Source organism: Lysinibacillus sp. FW301-JW8, from assembly GCF_058788755.1.
Genome location: NZ_JBYTBB010000084.1, coordinates 1 through 20,502 on the forward strand (window position 1 = coordinate 1; position 20,502 = coordinate 20,502).

The 20,502-nt window shown below is 34.7% G+C and carries 18 protein-coding genes and 1 pseudogene; 3 read left to right on the forward strand and 16 right to left on the reverse strand.

All coding sequences use genetic code 11. The annotated features are described in order from the left end of the window. Positions 1-56: 56 nt before the first annotated feature. The 7 genes and pseudogenes from AC3WOM_RS23695 to AC3WOM_RS23725 all read right to left on the reverse strand — a co-directional run. On the reverse strand, positions 57-200 hold the full coding sequence (locus AC3WOM_RS23695; RefSeq protein WP_492448610.1) for an AAA family ATPase: 144 nt from the start codon (positions 198-200) through the stop codon (positions 57-59). 318 nt (positions 201-518) lie between these two features. Next, positions 519-704 (reverse strand): hypothetical protein, encoded by a 186-nt coding sequence (locus AC3WOM_RS23700; RefSeq protein ID WP_492448612.1) that lies wholly within the window; start codon positions 702-704, stop codon positions 519-521. Positions 705-997: 293 nt separating this feature from the next. Beyond that, complete coding sequence (locus AC3WOM_RS23705) at positions 998-1,858, reverse strand: hypothetical protein (protein ID WP_492448614.1); 861 nt, start codon at positions 1,856-1,858, stop codon at positions 998-1,000. Positions 1,859-2,093: 235 nt separating this feature from the next. After that, positions 2,094-3,995: a contact-dependent growth inhibition system immunity protein gene (locus tag AC3WOM_RS23710; RefSeq protein ID WP_492448616.1), complete on the reverse strand. Its 1,902-nt coding sequence runs from the start codon at positions 3,993-3,995 to the stop codon at positions 2,094-2,096. Positions 3,996-4,038: 43 nt separating this feature from the next. Next, the gene (locus AC3WOM_RS23715) at positions 4,039-4,368 is read right to left on the reverse strand and encodes a hypothetical protein (protein ID WP_492448618.1); all 330 of its coding nucleotides are present in this window, start codon (positions 4,366-4,368) and stop codon (positions 4,039-4,041) included. An 11-nt stretch (positions 4,369-4,379) separates the two neighbouring features. Continuing rightward, positions 4,380-6,242, reverse strand: coding sequence for a hypothetical protein (locus AC3WOM_RS23720; RefSeq protein ID WP_492448620.1), 1,863 nt, complete (start codon positions 6,240-6,242; stop codon positions 4,380-4,382). A gap of 243 nt (positions 6,243-6,485) precedes the next feature. Further along, positions 6,486-6,602 (reverse strand): annotated as a pseudogene (locus AC3WOM_RS23725) (excalibur calcium-binding domain-containing protein); the annotation flags it as partial. A 353-nt stretch (positions 6,603-6,955) separates the two neighbouring features. Between AC3WOM_RS23725 and AC3WOM_RS23730 the strand changes: the two are divergent. Next, the gene (locus AC3WOM_RS23730; RefSeq protein ID WP_492448623.1) at positions 6,956-8,746 is read left to right on the forward strand and encodes a DNA/RNA helicase domain-containing protein; all 1,791 of its coding nucleotides are present in this window, start codon (positions 6,956-6,958) and stop codon (positions 8,744-8,746) included. A gap of 390 nt (positions 8,747-9,136) precedes the next feature. On the opposite strand, the gene AC3WOM_RS23735 is transcribed toward AC3WOM_RS23730, so the two are convergent. The 7 genes from AC3WOM_RS23735 to AC3WOM_RS23765 all read right to left on the reverse strand — a co-directional run bounded on the left by AC3WOM_RS23735 (position 9,137) and on the right by AC3WOM_RS23765 (position 15,717). After that, a complete protein-coding gene (locus AC3WOM_RS23735; RefSeq protein WP_492448625.1) occupies positions 9,137-9,946 on the reverse strand; it encodes a hypothetical protein in 810 nt (269 codons plus the stop codon). A 48-nt stretch (positions 9,947-9,994) separates the two neighbouring features. Continuing rightward, the gene (locus AC3WOM_RS23740; protein WP_492448627.1) at positions 9,995-10,318 is read right to left on the reverse strand and encodes a hypothetical protein; all 324 of its coding nucleotides are present in this window, start codon (positions 10,316-10,318) and stop codon (positions 9,995-9,997) included. Between the two features lie 87 nt (positions 10,319-10,405). Further along, entirely contained in the window at positions 10,406-10,720 is a 315-nt protein-coding gene (locus AC3WOM_RS23745; protein WP_492448628.1) for a hypothetical protein, read from the reverse strand. Positions 10,721-10,753: 33 nt separating this feature from the next. Then, positions 10,754-11,329, reverse strand: a complete 576-nt coding sequence (locus tag AC3WOM_RS23750) for a hypothetical protein (protein WP_492448629.1) — start codon at positions 11,327-11,329, stop codon at positions 10,754-10,756. 410 nt (positions 11,330-11,739) lie between these two features. Continuing rightward, positions 11,740-12,093, reverse strand: coding sequence for a pathogenicity island protein (locus AC3WOM_RS23755; protein WP_492448631.1), 354 nt, complete (start codon positions 12,091-12,093; stop codon positions 11,740-11,742). 741 nt (positions 12,094-12,834) lie between these two features. Beyond that, on the reverse strand, positions 12,835-15,159 hold the full coding sequence (locus AC3WOM_RS23760) for a VapE domain-containing protein (RefSeq protein WP_492448633.1): 2,325 nt from the start codon (positions 15,157-15,159) through the stop codon (positions 12,835-12,837). Between the two features lie 285 nt (positions 15,160-15,444). Continuing rightward, positions 15,445-15,717, reverse strand: a complete 273-nt coding sequence (locus AC3WOM_RS23765) for a hypothetical protein (RefSeq protein ID WP_492448634.1) — start codon at positions 15,715-15,717, stop codon at positions 15,445-15,447. Positions 15,718-15,883: 166 nt separating this feature from the next. On the opposite strand from AC3WOM_RS23765, the gene AC3WOM_RS23770 reads away from it, so the two are divergent. Both AC3WOM_RS23770 and AC3WOM_RS23775 read left to right on the forward strand, forming a co-directional pair. Beyond that, complete coding sequence (locus tag AC3WOM_RS23770; protein ID WP_492448636.1) at positions 15,884-16,351, forward strand: helix-turn-helix domain-containing protein; 468 nt, start codon at positions 15,884-15,886, stop codon at positions 16,349-16,351. 53 nt (positions 16,352-16,404) lie between these two features. Further along, positions 16,405-17,625 carry a site-specific integrase gene (locus tag AC3WOM_RS23775; RefSeq protein ID WP_492448639.1) on the forward strand — a complete coding sequence of 407 codons (1,221 nt, stop codon included), beginning with the start codon at positions 16,405-16,407 and terminating at the stop codon, positions 17,623-17,625. Positions 17,626-17,669: 44 nt separating this feature from the next. Here the strand turns inward: AC3WOM_RS23775 and deoC are convergent, their stop codons facing one another. Together deoC and mtaB are read right to left on the reverse strand one after the other, a co-directional pair. After that, the gene (deoC, locus tag AC3WOM_RS23780) at positions 17,670-18,341 is read right to left on the reverse strand and encodes a deoxyribose-phosphate aldolase (RefSeq protein WP_492448641.1); all 672 of its coding nucleotides are present in this window, start codon (positions 18,339-18,341) and stop codon (positions 17,670-17,672) included. A 581-nt stretch (positions 18,342-18,922) separates the two neighbouring features. Continuing rightward, positions 18,923-20,272, reverse strand: a complete 1,350-nt coding sequence (gene mtaB, locus AC3WOM_RS23785) for a tRNA (N(6)-L-threonylcarbamoyladenosine(37)-C(2))-methylthiotransferase MtaB (protein WP_492448643.1) — start codon at positions 20,270-20,272, stop codon at positions 18,923-18,925. Positions 20,273-20,502 lie beyond the last annotated feature (230 nt).

A 20,502-nucleotide genomic window follows, 5' to 3' on the forward strand; every position in this document is an offset into this window, starting at 1 on the left:
CACCTCCTTTAATTGATACCTTTATAGTACCGAGAGGTGCTACGTGATTATATGCGTTATTTGAATACGGGCTTACGAAAAAAACGTAAAAATGTACTTTTTCCAGAACTATTTTTACCCAGAAGTATCGTTAACGGTTTAATTTTTATATCTCCAGAATCTTTTATACTTCTTAAATTTTTTATTGATATACTTTCCATATAATCACCTCATAAAGTATTATATACCATATAGGATAATGTAATTACAATTATTACAAATATTCCATTTAATATTATATAAAGTGACAGCAACTTCAATTAATTAGTGTCTCTATAATCATGCTAATCTTAAAATGCATTTTAGTGTGGATATAGAAAAACACCCCCCAAAAGGTAAGGGCACTGAAAAAGTCGATTTGCCACAAAAATTGTGATGCAAATCGACTTTTTTAAGTTTTCAAATCTAACAAAAGACAAATTTCTAATATAAAAAAGTGAATTTTTTTAGTTTTTCAGTGCCCTCCAAAAGGTAAGTGTCTATTTAAACAATTTATTTAATTGCTTCATTGCTCTCTTTTTATTCTTTTCCAGTTGTTGCACCGTTATTGTCTTAACTTTTGGTGCTGGTCCTTCGATATCTTTTGTGATTTCTTTTGAACGTTTCTCTGCACCTTCTGTGTCTTTATCATAGTATGCCTCGATAAATTTAAGATGCTTTTTCACAACTCCTCGTAGTAACTCATAATCAACCTTTTTTCGCTTTATAAAGTACTGTTTTAGCACTTCCACATCTTGTGTAGGTTAACTCTATCCAAGATAGAGCAAAAACGCTCGTACGTCTTCTCTAAGCGGTCGTAGATGTGACCATAATTAGTTTTATAAACAATAAGTGCTGTATATTTTGTAATGTTGCTTTTATATATAGCAGTAGAAAATTTTATAATGTTCCTTCTCGTAAATAATCTAAGACTTTTTTGTTTATAACCTATTATTAAATAACGAAAGAGTGACTCTACCTAAAAGCTTAAGCTATCCTCTGTTATTACTTCAGTTAATGTAATTACTACTACTCCTTGTTCTTCTATTAATCTCTCGAATACTTCCAATTCATGTTTAGATACAGGAGATGTGAATAAAATGAAAACTTTATTATTTTTTTCATTATCGTTTGTTGGTCCCGCTATAATTTCAAATTTGTTCCCAAATGACATCATTATTTTAATTAAATCTAATTCACCATTATAAACCAACAAATACTGGTACTTACTTCTCCTCTTGACATCTATCATAACGTTTCTATTTTCGTTATTAACAATTTTTTCTAAATTTAATATTTTATTTAACACTAGAGTTAATTCACTATGTTCTCCTCCATCACTCTTAATTTTATCCAATATTGCATTATCTTTAATAATTCTAATAATTGGATTATCCGGAGTACGTTCAGGATTAGAAAAAATATTGTTAACCATTTCGCTAAGTGCTTCTCTTAAATGCACTGCTCCTAACATTGTGTTTGAATAGAAAATTGTTCTTTGATCAACAATATCAAAAGGTAATTTTGTTCCATTTTCCGCAATTATCACCACTGGTTTCCCAACAGCATGTCTAATTGCTAATTCGTACATAACATTAGGATTTAAACCTGTTAAGTTAACAATACATAATTCATCTTCAATTATTCTTGTAATTAGTTGAGTATTTATTGATCCAGAATCTTTCATTTGATGTGCTACAGTAATATCAAATCCTAAATCATGTAATATAGGTTCTAATACATTTTTTAATAACCCGTCTAATGCGTCTCTAATATCGCTTCTTTCTCCACCAATAGGAGTTATAATAAAACATCTTTTTTTCATTTCTTGTTCAGTCATATAAAATTCTCCCTATATACATAATATAACTATCATACTATTTAACAGGAAAATATATCAACTTTATCCAACTATGAAGAGACTACCGATTTAGTAGCCTCGCATGCTTGTTTCTGACATACATGTACAATAAATAATGAATAAAAAAACACCTACCGAAGTAAGTGTTTTGATAATGCCTATTTATTGCCACCTATCACCCATAGGTTGTATGCATTTTTGATTAAAAGAATATTTATATATTATTTGTTGATTTATTTAGAAAGTCTTTTAATAAATCGGCAAATTCCTCTTTATCTTCAACACTTAACCAATCCAACTCGTTCAATTTTAAAGATACTTCAGAAACCAATTTTTTAATATCTCCAATAGAATCATTAAGTTTATTCAAATCAGTAGATAATAGAGTCTCCATTAATTGACCATCAAATTTACTGCCCGTTAACGGATCTTCATGTAAAAATTCAACAGCCTTCTTAATTGCTAACTCTTCCAAAATGTTCTGTTCTAACATTCTAATAACATCTAACGTTGATAAACCTTCTTCCTGTTTGTTATAAAGTTCCATATACCACTGTTCCAAGCTATAACCATCATTACTGTATGGGGCTGGTAAATTATAAACTTCACCAATTGTCATGCCTATAGACATTTTTGTAATACCTCCATATGAAGAAAATAAATCTTCAATTTTTTTAATATATGTGTTTACTTTATCTAATGCCTCTTGTAGTATTTTACGCTCGGATTCATTCATATTCGGATTCTTTAACGAACCTTCTAATCCTTTTTTAATTTTATTTAAACCCTTATAAGAATCCTTCATTTCTTTTAAGTGATTCCAGTATCCACCACCTGGTTTTGGTACAGGATTCCCTTGTAAATCTCGAAGAGTGCCCGAGAAATCCTTTTCTGTCAGATGACCTTCTACAATGTTATCCAAAGTTTCTAAATTTCTTTTTTGTGCTCTTGATAAATTTCCAACTTCACCAGAATCCTTCTCTTCCTCTCTAGCCTTCTCCTCATCTTTAGCTCTAACCAAAACATACTCAGCGGTTGATTCATCCACACCAGTAGCGGATGCCATTTCAGGTATAGTTGCGTCACGTATTTTCTTACCTGTTTTAAGATCAACCCAAGATCCTATAGTACTATCTAATATAGCAGGTAGACCATCAATCGTATCCAATAGAGGTTGTCTCCAAGAATAGTCACCTTCCCACGGTGTGCCGTCTGGTAATTTTAACAACTGCTGTCCATCCTCAGATAATCCTAAACGGTAGCCATCTGGTGTCCATCCTATAGCATCTGTTGGAACATAAACACCTAAATTACCTGCAGGTATAGCCACATCACGTAGCCATTGATCCATGCGATTATAAGTATTATCACTTGGATTAAAAACATTACCATCAAGTGTAAGTACCACAGATGTCCCAAAAACAGTTTCTATAAAAGATTTAACATCCATAATGCCACCCAATGTTTCCAGTTGTGATAAATACTGTTCGCCCAATGCTAAAGTATCACCACGATACCATTGAGACCAAAATTGACCCCAACCATCAATTTCCAAAGAAAAAGCAATACCACTGTACGTACTAGAACCTATGCGAATTAAAGAACCACTAAGTGTAGAACCATCAGAACTCTGCACATGAATTTGAGTTTTTTGCAAATTAAAATAAGCATAAAGTTGACCATTAACGTTATGACCAATATTCGAACTCATTGGAATAGTAGCATCCGATGAACCAAACTTAAACTTAAGTGCATCCAATCCAGCTGTTATCCAATCTCCAGCCACAATAACTCCATCAGCCGTCTGATTAAGGCTACTTAAAAAGTTTGACTTCATATCGGCACTCATTTTTGGCCATGTCTCTTTAGCTGTTTGATACATTTCATCGATGTTGTCTTTTAAATATTGTTCAGTATGCATTGCACTAGCTGCTACAGTTGTGGTAGCTACAACCGCAGTTGCATAAGATGCTGCAGCCCATTCTTCAAATGTGGCAGTTAGAGCATTAGCATGCACTTCTGAGGTCTTAAAAGCCCCGTAGTTTGTGCTAAATAAAAGTAATAGGGCTACAAGAACCATTAAAACTTTGTTCAATAGCTTTGTACTATGTAACACTTTCACCTCTCCTTTGGTCGTTTAATATTAGATAAAAAGCTCATTATAAATTTAATTTTTTTAATGCAAAATGTGGTTTGAATACAACCTCAACTCTTTTTTCATTATCGTGACTAATAATTTTTAGTTTTTGATCTTCACAGATTAAGGCATCAATTTCTAGTAAATTAAATTCGAAAATTGGAGTCGCTAAACTTTGATAATTTAAACTTAAATTACATTGTTTCTCATATATAGAAATTGTCAAAACTAGCTTAAATCCTAAGTCATCATTTTTACTGTAAATAAACATACCCGCCTCTTCATCACCAATGACCACAGGTTCTTTTTCAAACAATTCTAATAGTTCATACTCATCATATTTAATAAACATTTTATAGTCTCCTATCTCGGTATAACGGTAATAACATCTCCGTTACTATTTATGATTACCGTTACTTTTTCATTTTGATGCATAAAGGTACCTTCATATCGCCCAGGTTTTATAGATGTATTTTTTATTACATCTTCTACAACTGTAGGAGTTATTCCACGTGGATCAACATATTTACTAACAAAATCATAATACTCTTTAGTTCCTGGCTCCAAACCTTTTTCTGTAGCTTTTGCTTGCGCTCTTGTTGTTAACTCGGCCCTTACTTCAGGTGTATCAGGAGCCATTCTTTCTAAAGCATGCTCAGAATATCTTCTACCATCTATTACTGCCCCACCTTTAGGCATACTCCAACCAGTTTCACCATTACCCTCTCCCGGCTCCTCACCAACATCTTCACCAAGCTTAACGGATATTAATTTCTCTTTATCCCACACAGATTCAACTTTCAATTCACCATTTGAACCCGTAAGGACGGACGTTCTGACTACTCGACCATTCTCTTTTGTCTCCCGAATACTCGAAGGATCATCGAAAGCATTAGACAAATTATCCAAAACAAGCTTCTTTCCTTTTGCATCGTCAAAAATGCCAATGCTATTTAGCTGCAGTTCCATGGCAAGAGAACGTTCTATGTGGTTTTTATTACCCGTTGCATTCCCGAAAATGAACTCCAGCTTTGAGCCAAAGTAAGGTTCGCCCTCACACTGACCTGAATCCACTTCCATATTATCTGAATCATTACAGCTTGGATTGCTTGGTTCTGTTGGTTCTGTTGGTTCTGTTGGCTTTTTTTCAACAATAGCTTTTCCAGTTTCAGCATCTTGCCATTTGCCGTCTGGTGTCTGAATAGCAGCTCGATCATCTATATATTTAACTTCTGGTTTTTCCCATCCTAGCTGACAAGTTACATTGTCTACTTGTGCAGTACCGTCTTTATTAACCACCGTTACTGTACCATCAGAATTCAAGAAGGTGCTACCCGATACAGACATCTGAATCTTAGTGCCATTAGGACACACTAGGTACGGCTTTGGTTGAGGTGTAACTATCTTGTCTAGCTTTTCATCCAAATATTTTTTAAACCTGTCAAAATCATCATTAGGTTTGTCATCTATTATGACTACACTGTCATCTGTCTCAAAGTGCGCAGATACGCCAAAAATATTAATAACTTGGACGGCTTTACCAAAATCACCGTTAATATATTCGTAGGATCGATTTTTAAAATAAGCATTATAAACTCCAGGAGAAAAATAAAGTGTTTTACCATCATAAACTCGACCACTATTAATAACCAATCTACCATAACCAGTACCATCAGCATTCCCAGTCTCAGAGACAAACCAATGAAAATCTATATAACCATCCGAATATTTAAATCGCTTGTCATTATTAATAACAAGCACATAACCCGTATTAACACTAAAACTGTTACAATAATTAGGCATCGTAGAACATCTATTATCTAAAGTGACATATTTGCTATAGTCACTTACAACAGGAGGATGATACTTTTCCTCATAACCGCCAAACATTTTCTTAAACCAATCACCAATCGTCAAAAAATACCCTCCGCCAGCTGAGACAACGTCTTGCAAGCTAGCATGATTTAGCTCTTTAGCTTCTCCCCACCAAAACTTTGCATAGTCCTTTACTTCGTCAATTGATTTGTTGACATATTCTTTATTGTTCGTATATTGCCCAGTAATATAGGCTGTCTCCTCTACCAATGTCTCATAGATTGCTTGCCCATATCCTTCATATTCCATTAATGCTTCATGGTCATATTCTGTATTTGCCCCTAAAGCCGAAGGTGGCAAAATTAAAGAACAGATTAAACAGAAAATAATTACTAAAGGTAACTTACGCATGATTTCCTCCCCAGATATATTTTTATATACCAAAGTTACCATATAAATACTTTATAAGAAATATAATCTAAGAGAAAATACCTTAACCACAATAATTCAAATTGCTTATTTCTATAGATTTTGATGATAGATTGAATAGTAAAAGACCACTCCAGATAGAGTGGTCTTTAATCATACATATTCTATTATTTCTTTTTTGAATTTCATCTACGAAAAATCATTGAAACTATTTTATACATTTAACTATCTCTCACAAGCCCATCCATCATTATCACGATCATGCTTACTATCATAAGCTGGATGACCAGCACCTACTCCGTTTGGATAATCTTTTCGTAATTCCGTACAGTTTTTATAGTATGATTTACCACTGTTACTGCTACTATATTCAATGATTTTTTAGTTTTGGTGATTTGTTAGAGTTAGCGAAGCTCTTTTTTGTTACAATTGATAGAGAACATTCCTAAAATTAGTAATTAACTATTCTTTTATGTATCTAAATTTACAATTAATAAAGTTTTTAAAAGTTAATTAAAAAAGAATGTATTAAAAATAATGAAAGTAATGAGTGATTTGTATATGCAAAGAATCGTTTAATAGGGGTTGCGTACATAGAAATTATAATATCGGTGTGTTAAATTTTTCTGAAAGTAGAATGAAAATTAATAAATTATTATTTTTAAATAGTAATAGACAACGAGGAGGACTCTACTTTGGCAAAATATAAAATAGTTGATTTATCATTAATAAATGGTCAATTACCATCTCAAAATGAACTGGAAAAAAAGCATACATTTATTGAGCAGATTTTAACTCAAAAATATGTCACGTATATATATTATAATTTATCAGAGAAAGAATTATATATTGGTAAAGCTGGTGGGAAAGAATTTTTCTTACAACGACATAAACAACATATAGTAGGAAAAGATAAAGAGATATTTAAAAAGTTTACTGATGTGTTATTAATATATGGTGAATTATTGTACAATGATTCAGCAATTTTAGCATTAGAGCATTTGATACTAAAATATATGTTTGCTGAAAAAGATAAAACTAAGTTTAAACTTTATAATGATAATTTGGGTAGTGCACAAGCAATGTATGAATATCGAAATGAAATAATTGAACATGTATTGTATCCACTCTGGCAAAACGAATTAAAGGAAAGGAAATTGGTTAAAAATACAGATTTAAATGAGTTAAGAGAAGCTTTTGTATTTAAATATTCCCCGTTTAATACATATGACAAGGCTCAACTTGATGCTATTGAAAGTGTTACAGAGTTAAATCAAAGTAAAAGCCATTTAATATATGGAAGAGCGGGAACAGGGAAATCTGTTTTATTTATTGCTTTAGGTAAAATTATTGCTGAGAATAATTTAAATAAAGATAAGTTTAAAATTGCTATGATTACTAGTACAAATACTGTTGATTCAGTAAAAAAAGTTATAAATTTACTCGAGCTAGTCAATAAGATTATTGTAACAACGATTGCAAGTTTTATGCAACATAATGAAATTTATGATGTAATAATTGTCGATGAGTCTCATAAATTGAATAGATATTATAAAACAAATTTGGGACATCAAGTTACTAAGGGACACTTAACAGAAGAAGAAAATGAGTTTAAAATCTTATTAAAACGAACTAAACAATTAGTATTATTATTTGATGAAGATCAATCAATTAAACCACAAAATATCTTGCCTGGTGAAATTATCGAATTTGCTCTTAGGAATGATTTTGCTGAGTGCAATTTAATTCAACAATTTAGAATAAATTGTACTGATAAGAAACCATCTAAGAAACCCTTTTATACTGGTGAAGATTATTTGAAAGGTATATTATACGGATTAGGAATATCTAAGGATAAGAATTTTAATCCAAAAGTATTTGAAAATAAATATTTTGGATTATGCAATTCAATCGCTGAGTTGTTTAAGTATATAGAAGATGCCAATGATATTCCAAGTAAACCTAGAAATAGAGTAATTGCAGGTTATTCAAGAAAATGGGTTTCTAGAAGTGATAAATATAAAAACAATGAGGATTATCAGAAATTAGAGAAAAAAGAAGATAAATATAAATTCAGAACTTTTGACTGGGTAGAAGGTTTTAATAGTGATGGTACAGAAAAAGGTTGGTATTGGAATTACTCTTCAAAAAACTGGGTTAATAGAACGAACTCTGAATCAGAGATTGGTTGTATACATGCTATACAGAATGTAGATTTGAATCATGTAGGAGTTATTGTAGGAAAAGATTTGATTGTGGAAAATGGAAATTTTGCAGCAGATGAAGAAGCATACTTTGACATTGGTGGAAACCCTACAGATAATCCATTAAATAATGAAGAATTAACAAATTATATAAAAAATATTTATTACGTGTTATTAACTAGAGGGATTGATGGTTGCAGAGTATATTTTGAAGATGAAGAGGTAAAATTATTATTCATGGAACGTATTCGTGAGGGAAATAAATCTTCTGTTGGATCGTAGTATAAAAATAAAGAATTATAAACTTGATTAAATATGTTGAAAAGCTCGAAGATTTAATTTAGTTTGAGCTTTTCATGAGGATATTCTTTCTTATTTTTCCTCTTTTATGATTAAGTAAATAGAAATCATAAGCCCAAAGTTTAAAAAATAGCGCCCCTTTCGGTACACATTAAATCACGAATAGCCGTATATCTTTGTTTTTTTAATTAGATATACGGCTACTTTATTTTCCAAATGTTGCTTGGATGGCTTTTGAACAAAGCTTTTATTGATTTAATGTATATTCAGCAGCTTTAGCTAAAGCATTTTTTCCGAAAAAAGGCGATTCTTCTATTCATTTATCTTTAACTCCACTTCGGGGCAACTGATGAGAAATCTCCTATATTTTGTTTATAATCCCCATTGCTCCTTCAACTGTGTTAAAAACTTCATCTTGCTACCATCATCCCCAGACACATCTGGATGAAACTTCTTAGATGCCATACGATAGATTTCATGTAGCACTTTCTTTTCATCATCTGTGTAGTTACTTTGTGAAGCGGTGTAGTAACTACTACTGCCATACGAATTGTAGTTACGTTTATTGCTTTCCTCGTAACTACGCCTTGCGTATTCTTCCTCCACCTTTTTCTTAAACTTTAGCTCTTCTAAGTAAACTGGATTACGTAAAGTCCCAAATATGTCATAACAATACCTGTATTCACCTTGTCCATATTCCTTTTCAAACGCTTCTTCTGCTGTTCTGTGTGCCGCCAGAAGCGCTTCTTGTTCCTTCTTCACTCTATATTCTTCTGTAAACTGGAACTCCTGCTCAATTTGCTCTATTAACGGTTCTAGCTTAATATTGATTAGCTTATGAAAGGTATCTTCATCAATACCCATTTCATCTAATTGTGTGGCTAGTTTCCTATGAATGTAATGATCTCCATACCAGGAGTCTATCAAATCATAGTAACTCATTGTGCAGATCACCCATTGTTTCTTTTTCACTTTGCCCTGTTCTCTATAAGAGTGGTGAATACTAATTTTATAGGCGTCTAATATAGGTCTTTCAAATCTTTCATTGCTGTATGTGTAACCGTATGAAGTCTTAGGTTCATCGCCAGCAAAGCCGAATTTTGTTTCAGTGGCAATGATTTCTTTGTGTGTGCCATACGGATCCTGCTTTTTCTTTTGTATTTTCTGAACCACACAAAACATGCATACGACTCCTTTCATGTGTAGTTACTCTATCAAGTCATGTAGTACCTACATAAAAACTTCATCACACTTAACCATTATCTTTTCAAATGACATACTAAGCAAAGAAGCGGCTTGTGCTGCTTTCTCACCAAAAATGATGAAACCATCCCCAGTATGTACCCATTCATCTTTATAGAATCGAATAGCTATCCCTTTATGATAGGCATATAAGATCAAGTCATCCCCTTCAATTCGTTGACCATGTAGCACCTTTGAAAATAGGCCATGTTTCTTTGCGTTCTGATTCCCATACTTCGGCTTTGTATTGCCTCTGTTACCTTGTGCTACAGTATTACCAGGTAAAAACCGTCCTCCTTCATCTCGTTGCATAGTACCACCCCCTTAATCAGTGTTCGTTTTGGAAAAGTAATGGAGCACTGCTTTGGAACGTTCCGTAAAATGATTGGAGCGTTCCATTCACTTATCATTCTTAAAAGCAATATAATCTTGGGGTTTCATGGGGTGTAATAGTAAGGCTGTTGTGTTTCGTAAACGCTCAAAATGGTTGCAACCTTTTAGTTTTTTGGGTTGCATGGTTGCATCCTTTTTGTCGTTCTGTAGCATGGTAGTACTACGAAAAATTGTTGTAGTTGATTGGAGTACTCCGTTAAATGTTAGGATTTGCAAGGCTCTAACATCACGAATACCATACGTTTTCTTTGGGTGCTGTTCCGTTTGGGAAGTGAATTGAGTTGCGTTTTGGAACGTTGCAACCTTAGCATTTCTTAACATGAACTCCTACATTCAGGAAGCACTACACCAGTCCTAATACTTTATTTTTGGTGCTGGTCCTTCAATCTTATCGCTGATCTCTTTTGTACGCTGTTCGGCTGCTGCTGTGTCTGCAGCATAAACTGCTTCTATCGTTGTTAGATGCTTTTTTATTACGCCTCGCAACAGCTCATAATCAACCTTCTGACGCTTCATATAGAACTGCTGAAGCACTTCATTATCTTTTGTGGGTAATTGCTCCAAAATCCTATTAAAACGCTTGTAGCCCTTTCTGAGGCGTTCTATTTGTCGTCTACGATTTTCTTTTTCAGCTACTATCATTAAGGCTAAACGTTCAGTACCTTTTGCTAACCAACAATCATTATCGTATGAAGTAACACCATAAGAAAACTCATACAACTCCTGAAAATAGCGTTCTGCTGTTCGTTCTAAATAGTTGGCCAGCTCATCTGAAGTAGAATCCTTCCACAAGTTATATAAAGTGTTACGGATCCGTCCTTCTATCAATGAATCATCTTTATCAAGTTCATTAACTATTTCATACCTTGTTCCTTCAGTCATTACCGCCAGTTGCTCTCCAAATTCATCACTTATTGCTGCTAAATTCATAGTCGCTCACCTCACTTTTTTTATCCATAACTCAACACGTCTATAAATCATCTGTTCTAGTGCATACCTTTCCTCATCAAATTTAGTATGTCGCATACAACCAGGTATAAATGTGAGGCTATTTGTTTGTTTCGGACCGTTGCATCCGTTGCAACCTTTTTAGCAATTGAGTTCCGTTTCGGAATGGAACGCTGCTATTGGTCCACTACACCCACAAATGCTATAATACTGCGCTTTATAAGGCTTTTTTCATTGGAGTACAACATTGCTGTTCCGTTCGGTAACTGTTGTACTCCGTTCCATTTGAAAAGTAACGTTACTATTGAATTTAGTAACGTTACTATTAGTCTGAACCCTGGCATGTGATAGATCATTGGACTGCATTTTGAACGCCTACTTTATAGTATTCCTCACACTAATACTTGAGGAGTTGCTACAAATGTTATAGGTAGCCAATGCGGAGTTTTATACTGTTTAATACGCTCAACCAAAGGTAGCCGTAAATATTTACCGTCAATTAAATAAAAGAGTGGCTCTGCTGGCTCTTTGACAATCAATTCTTGTTGCTGCAACTCAATCATTAACATAATCGCCTCTTCATTCCACCCAGTCCAAAAGATAATATTCTCAAACTCTCCGTCATAAATTTCAAGTCCACCCTCATAATCAAACCCTACTGCTTCAAATACACGTTCAACCTCCACATAACTTGTACCTGGATTCTCTCGAATATATTCCAATACTTTCAATGCTACATCACTCATGATTTCATCCTCATTTCATCAATTTTTATTATGCTACATGTCCTTTTTTACTGTTATTTAACCAATCCTACTAACCTAGAGTAAGTTGGGAGTTTTGTGACTTAATTTGTGACCGCTAAAAATCCAGTCATATCAAGGGTTTGAACCTGTAAAAATTAAAAAAGTCACGGTCACAAATATTTTTCTTATACATATATAATTAGGCAGATTAGAGAGATTAGGTAGAATAGGGTTTTACCTAATTTCTCTATCTCCCCTAAATAATTAATCTTTATAAATAGTGTGACTTGTGACCTTTATTAGATAAACCCTTATAGCTGTAAGGTTGAATGAGGTTACAAAACAGGTCACAAAGGTCACAAAGTTATTCTGCTTTTATAAAACCATCCCTTGTTGGCTTGTCTTGAATCTTCATGACTTTCATGACAAGCTTGTATCGATCTACTAACCTAGAGTAGTCAGGTGATTTGTAATTCGTTTTGTAATATCCTAAAACTCATTCATATCAACGGTTTGAAGGCTTTAAAACTAAAAAATATTACATTACAAATTTTTTACGTATATATATATAATTAGGCAGATTAGAGAGATTAGGTGGAATAGGTGTTTTACCTAATCTGCCTATACTACCTAAATAATTAAAACTTTATATATAATGTAATTTGTAATGTTTATTAGATAAACCCTTGTGGCAGTAAGGTTTAAATACATTACAAATAACATTACAAAATTACAAATTGACTATTTCACTTTTATAAAACCGTTTCTAGTAGATTTTCCTTGGATAAACATCACTTTCATGACAGACTTGTAACAGTCCACCAGCTTTATGGCTTCTTTAATCTTCATCTTAATTTCTCTTGTTGGACGCTCACCTACATAGAGCAGCTTTTCCGCCACCATTTCAACTGAAATTTTATCAGGGTAGCCCAGCACTTCAATAGCCTTTTGAACATCTTCTGCATACTCATTGTCATACTGGAACTGCTTCCTCTGCTCATCAAAAACGGGCCAATGTTCTTTAGGTATGCCGATAAAAGGATCCTCACGATACATCATGACCGCCTCTGCCAATATCTGATCTACGTGATTCTTGAAATACTTCTCAGGCTCCTTTTGCATCACGTATTCTTTAGGACCACACAGGATAGGTATATAACGTCTATCCCCTGTATAGTCACTTAGAATCTCAGTCTTATTTGATGTGCCTACTAACACAAACTGCCTTAAGTATTCTTTTGTAAGCTTTGCATAGGCTGCACGATACTTCTCCATCCTTCTACTGATGAACTCTTTCTTGGCTTCTTCGCTTAACTTTTTAAAGAGTTTCAATTCATCAAGGGTTACTATCCACGTACCCTCAGTTCGTTCTCCAACTATCTTGGTTTCTGTACTGTCTAAACTATCAAGGTGCCAACCTTTGGACAAATCTCGGAATATATTAGACTTGTATATCCCTTGTTCACCTATTAGCACAATCATTTCCTGATACTCACAACCAGGTTCAAAAATTCTTTTCACCATAGCTTTTAAAAATTGCTTTGTAGCTAATCTTGTGTAGCCTGGTATATCCTCGGCACCTAACCAATCAATGAACATTCTTTCAGCCCTCGGTATGCCATCCCACACAAGCGAATTTAGATAATCTTGAACAGGGTGGAATTGATAACGATTATAAATCTCTATAAAAGCTTTATAGATTCGCCTTTCTGCTGTAATCTCATATTTTTTTTCAAGGTATACTTCTAGCCCTGAAATATCCTCATCTGTCCAAGTAAAGATACCCGTTGTATTTTCTCTTAGTGCCCAGGGCAGTGGTGCAGTACCTTTTATGTTATTGTAAAAAGTGTCCTTTCTAATTCGCCCTTTTAACAAGGAATCGTTTTCAAGTATAAATTCCACGTTCGCTGTGCTTGCTGCAATCTTCCCTGTGTATGGATCTATCTTTAATTTTTTATACCACTCTAAATCTTGAGGATTTACAGGGTTTCCGAAATCCTGATGTAGACTTGCTACTCTTGCAGCAGCCAACTCTGCTTTTACATCTTCTAACTCTGAGGCGAATTGAACCATCTGTATAAATGAAGGTAATTTATTTACCGGTGTATCTGCCTTTGCTTCATCATCTAAATCACCGTATTTATGCAAACGGATCAGGTCAAAGGCGTTTACTAATTTGCCACTACACGGATCCGTTGCATGATGGGAGAAAAGAAATAATCCATCTTCATAAATAACAGCACCGCCAACAGTCGAACCGCCTAGAAAGGTGTAACGACCGGTGCCGTCATCTGTTAGTGTATAGATGCCAGGTAAAAATTTATCGATTGCAGCATGGACATCATACACACGACAAAAGGCTCCAACTGCACCATTTTTTTCTAAAGGGTTTCCCTGTTTTGCTAGATTACGAGTTGGAATAGTTGATGCCCCTGGCACTTCTGGCCATTCCTGAATGTTACACCAGTTGCCATACATCTTTAATACGCCATCAACGTCTAAAAACGGTTTATCTGCATATTGGAACACATATTGACTATCAGCTGAACAGCTTGGCCAATACATTAATCGAGCTACCTCAAACGTAGTGGGATCCGCTAACTCGATACCTATTAAACTGGCAAGCTTACGAGCAATAGGTTCGTATTCATCCGAATTCATTGTTCTATTAGTAGGAACTATTACACGTAGCCTCGGTTTATAATCGCTGTGCTTTCGGGTGCTGTACGTAACGTAGGTACATCCTAGCCCTTCCAACCTTCTAAGCACATCTTGAGTACCACTGGAAGGAATGTTATCAAGATCAAGTGTAAGAACATCCCTCCCAAGCACATTTGATGTTTTTCTTCTATCATCTCGGAACCATCCACCAACAAAACCACCAACGTCTTTTAGTTCATCTTGCTGTGACTTAGGCATTTTTAAGTAATCATTTAACGTTTCCGTACTACGCACAGGTGTTTTTAATTTGTTAATAAAATCAGACCACAATATTTTTTGAGCTGGCCATTTTGTTGATTTTCGGTTTCCAGCTGCCGATATCGTTAACTCTATGTTGTAATGCATTTTTATTTTTCACCTACTTTAAACATAAGAATAAGTTTTCTCCCTATTCACCGTTTGTAATGTCTTGAATATAAGTAATCGAATGTTTCATCACTGTGTAGCCATCTGGCAAAACGATGTAAGATTTACTATCGTCTAATAATTCATGAACTGGTTTTTCAAATGAACATACAAATGTTTTCGGTATTCTGCTATCTCCTAAAGCCTTTTCTGAAGTAAAAATTCTGTATCTAAACAGGTAAACCACCTCCTTCCCATATCACACGCTCGCCCAAGCGTGTATTTTTACCATTCACTAGTTATTTCACTGATAACTTCAAAAGCCTGTCTTGCTGGCCACCAACGTTTTCGATTCTTCTTAATCTCTATTGCCTTCATGCGTATATCCGAAATAACTTCATCTTCTAGCCATCGCTTAGACATACATGTAAGCTCTGCTATTTTGTCTAGATCAACTAGCCATAATGTTTGTTGAATCTCTTCATCAAGCTGTTTTTGGATATACTGGCGAATAGCCTGAGCATCAATTTGAACTTCAATACTTGCAGTAGGAATCATAAAAACCCCTCCTTAATTTATTACCAAAAGAATTGGTTGCAACTTGTAAACAAATCATAATATATAATGTTACTATTTGCAACCAAACATAAATCAAAATTTGCAAACTGCAACATTTTGTATATAATCAATACAAAAGAGAGAAATATCAAAAGGAAGTGAACTCTTGAATATCGGAAATTATATAAAAGAAAAAAGAAAAGCTAACTCTCTAACTTTAAGAGAATTAGCTGATTCTATTGATCTTTCGCATTCTTATCTCTCCCAGATTGAAACCGGGAAAAGGAAACCGTCCACTAGCACCCTTCAAAAAATATCGCAAGTGCTGGATATAAGTTTTATAGATCTTTTACGAATTGGTAAATATGATGAAATCTTAGAGGTGATTGATGGTCCAACTGTAGATGCATTCGTCGATTTTGCTGATAGAAACCAAATTGAACGTTTAGTTTCGCGTACAAAAGCCTTGGAAAGTGCTTTAGACATTAAAAATCTGCTAGAACTAAAGAGTGTAGCTTTCGAAATCGAAAACATACAACCTTATTACAATGGACATCTCTTAACTATTCAAGACCGTCAACGTATTCTAGACATGTTAAAAGCGCTTTTTCCTGAATACAATTTAAAAAAATAACACTCACCTATTCCTATACACACGCTCGCCCAAGCATGAAAGGAATGGACAAGGTGAAACTATATAAATCAGCAAAAGAACCAGAAATATATCACTATTTCAATGCGAATAAAGAAAAACTGTGGATGTTTAGGCATAAGTATTATGATGCTACTGGAAAGCGGAGAGAAAAGAAGAAAAGTGGCTTTAAAACAGAAAAAGCAGCATTGAAAGCCCTACTGGTAGTAAAAGCTGCAACGCTGCGCGGTGAAACTAAACATATAGAAAATGATAATTTAACTATTAGTGATTATGTAGATCTATGGTTTGAGAAGAATTGTAAAAAGAAAAAATGGAGCGATAATTCAGTTCTCATTCGTGAACAAGCTATACGTCTCCATTTTAAGCCTTTGCTAGGGCGCTATAAGCTTCAAAACCTTAATGATGTTATCTATCAAGAAAACTTTATAGATGTGTTAGCAGAACAGTACAAGCCTAGTACAGTGCATCAAGCTCACAATGTCTTTAAAACAATTATTAATGCTGCTATTAAAGAAAGAATATTGCTCCACAATCCTCTTGTTGACATTGTACTACCTGCTAATACTAAAAGGGATGAGACTGGAAAGAAACAAGAAAATTATCTCACACCTACCGAATTAGTAACTTTTTTGAATGATGCTAAACAAAATGAAAACATCACAAATTACACTTTTTTACTCGTAATTGCTTATACAGGAATGCGCTGCGGTGAAGCATGTGGATTACAGTGGAAAAATATTAATTTTAAAGAGCATACAATTACAATTGAACGTTCCAGGGATTATGGAGGCACCCATAAGCCTAAAACACTAAACAGCTATAGAACCATTTTAGTGGAAGAAGCTGTTATGAAGCAATTAGAAACCTATAAAAAATGGTGTAAGCAAAAATTGTTGTCGTATGGACTAAAACTGATGGATGAAGATGAATACGAGAATGATGATACATTTGTTTTTATTTCACATTTGTCAGGGGAGCCTATAGGACCGAACAACACAGCCAAAATCATGTATAAGATTATTCAAAGAACCAGGCTTCCCAAAATAACTTTACATGGTTTAAGGCACACGCATTGCACTATTTTATTGAATCGTGGTCTGAATGTTAAGGTCATAGCAGAACGTTTAGGAAACACTCCTAAAATGATTTACGAAATATATGGTCATGTTCTTAAAGAAATGGAAGAGGCATCCGTAGCGGCATTTAGTCAGAGTTTATATGAAGTTGGGGCTAAAAGTGGGGCTAGTTCATAAAGAACAGCCCCGTATCCCTGACTATTTAAGGATTTTCATTACTATTAATAATTAGAGTCTGAAATTAAGCCATTCATAATTGCTACGCCCGAGCTTGCTCCAATACGAGTAGCCCCTGCCTCCACCATCTTTTTCATATCCTCTAAGCTTCGTACACCCCCAGAAGCTTTTACACCAAGCTCTGGACCTACTGTTTTACGCATTAACGCAATATCCTCTGCTGTTGCGCCACCTGTAGAAAAACCTGTTGAAGTTTTCACATAATCAGCACCTGCTGCCACCGATAATTCACATGCTTTTACTTTCTCTTCATCTGTTAGTAGGCATGCTTCAATAATAACCTTCACAAGTGCACTACCTTTTGCTGCTTCAACCACCGCTGCAATCTCGGCTTGTACAACATCATATTTTTTATCCTTTAATGCACCGATATTAATAACCATATCCACTTCTTTTGCACCGTTCGCAATTGCATCTTTTACCTCAAATGCTTTGACCGTTGAAGTACTGGCACCAAGTGGGAAACCAATAACTGTACACACTACAACGTCTGATCCTTGTAATAACTCACTGCTGTACTTAACCCATGTCGGATTTACACATACTGAAGCAAAGCTAAATTGTTTTGCCTCTGCACAAAGTTTTTCAATTTGTTCTTGCTTAGCCTCAGCCTTTAATAAAGTATGATCGATCATACGTGCAAAATTTTGTCCCATTATAAAACTCTCCTTCGCATTCCAAGATGTACGTACCTCTTGGAATCATATCACTTTTTTACATTATCGTCTAATTTCTTTTATTTATTGTTACCAGGAGTGCTTCTTTTTTGATCAGCTTACCCTGATTTTCGCTCCGCCTTAGACTTTTTTGATCGGCTTACTCTGATTTTCGCTCCGGTTTAGTATTTTTTGATCAGCCTGCTCTGATTTTCGCTCCGCTTTAGTATTTTTTGATCGGCTTGCTCTGATTTTCGCTCCGTTTTAGTATTTTTTGATCAGCTTACTCTGACTTTCGCTCCGCTTTAGTATTTTTTGATCAGCTTGCTCTGATTTTCGCTCCGCTTTAGTATTTTTTGATCAGCTTACTCTGACTTTCGCTCCGCTTTAGACTTTTTTTGATCGGCTTGCTCTGATTTTCGCTCCGCCTCATTCTGTTTTGATCAGCTTACTCTGACTTTCGCTCCGCTTTAGACTTTTTTGATCAGCTTACTCTGACTTTCGCTCTGCTTCAATTCTTTTTTACCCTACACAAAACAAAAAAGGATTGACCTATTAAAAATAGGCAATCCTCCTTTTAATTATTTAACTGGTTCTAACACACGCACAAATTGTCCTTTAGAATGAGGGTATCCTGCTTGTGTAATTTTCACCTTCACGAGCTGTCCAATTAGATTCTCAGGGCCTTCAAAGACTACTTTTAAGTAATTATCTGTATAGCCTGTTAGTAGTCCTTCTTCCTCACTACCATCATGAACAAACTCTTCTGGAATAACCTCCAAAACCTGATCTTCAAAGCGAGAGGCATATTCCTTCGCCAACTGGTCATTTAAAGCGATTAATCGGTGAACACGTTCGTTTTTAATATCCTCATCAATTTGGTCTTCCATACGTGCAGCTGGTGTCCCTGTACGTGGAGAGAATGGAAATACATGCAGCTCAGAGAATTTATGATCTCGAATAAAGTTATATGTTTCCATAAACTCTTCTTCCGTCTCACCTGGGAAACCTACGATAACATCAGAAGTAACAGCTAAGTCTGGTAAAGCCTCGTTTAGTTTTGTTAGGCGTTCACCAAAGAACTCCATTGTATATTTACGACGCATGCGTTTTAAAACCGTGTCAGAACCTGACTGGATTGGAATGTGTAAGTGATTAACAACAATGTTTGATTCACGTAAAACTTCAATGACTTCATCTGTTAATTGACTAGCCTCAATTGAAGAAATACGTAAGCGTTTTAAGCCTTTCACATTCGCCTCTAAATCACGTAGTAACTGCGCTAAGTTATAATCTTTTAAGTCCTGTCCATAGCCACCTGTATGAATGCCTGTTAGTACAATTTCAAGATAACCTGCGTCCACCAATTGTTGTGCTTGGTGTAGTACTTCCTTAGGATCTCGTGAGCGCATTAACCCGCGAGCCCATGGAATAATACAAAAAGTACAGAAGTTATTACAGCCCTCTTGAATTTTTAAAGATGCACGTGTACGGTCTGTAAATGCAGGTACATCCAATTCTTCATAGACACGATTTTTCATGATATTGCGTACAGCATTAATTGGTTGGCGTTCAGTGCGATATTGATCAATATAGCCAAGCAATTTTGTACGATCCTGCGTTCCTACAACAATATCTACACCAGGAATTGCCATAATTTCTGCTGGAGATGTTTGAGCGTAGCACCCTGTAACACAAATGACAGCATCTGGATTTTGACGTACAGCCCGACGAATCACCTGACGAGATTTTTTGTCCCCAGTATTTGTTACGGTACATGTATTTATGACATAAACGTCTGCTTGATGATCAAATTCAGTACGCTCATAGCCTTGTTCTTTAAACAGCTGCCAAATAGCCTCAGTTTCATAATGGTTTACTTTACAACCTAGAGTATATAGAGATACGGTTTTCGTAAGCTCGTAGCTCATAATATATATCATCCTTTCAACATCACATTACATTGTGTTTCTTACTTTACTTATTTTTAATGTACTTAATTTAGATACGTGAACTATAATAACACAAACCTTTTGAAATCAATACTTTAAAGATTTAAATGACCACTCTATGATGAGTGGTCATTTCATGTTGTTGAAATACTATTATGTCAATGAAATCAAGGTGACAAATTAAAAAGTATAGCCCTTTTTCAAAACGA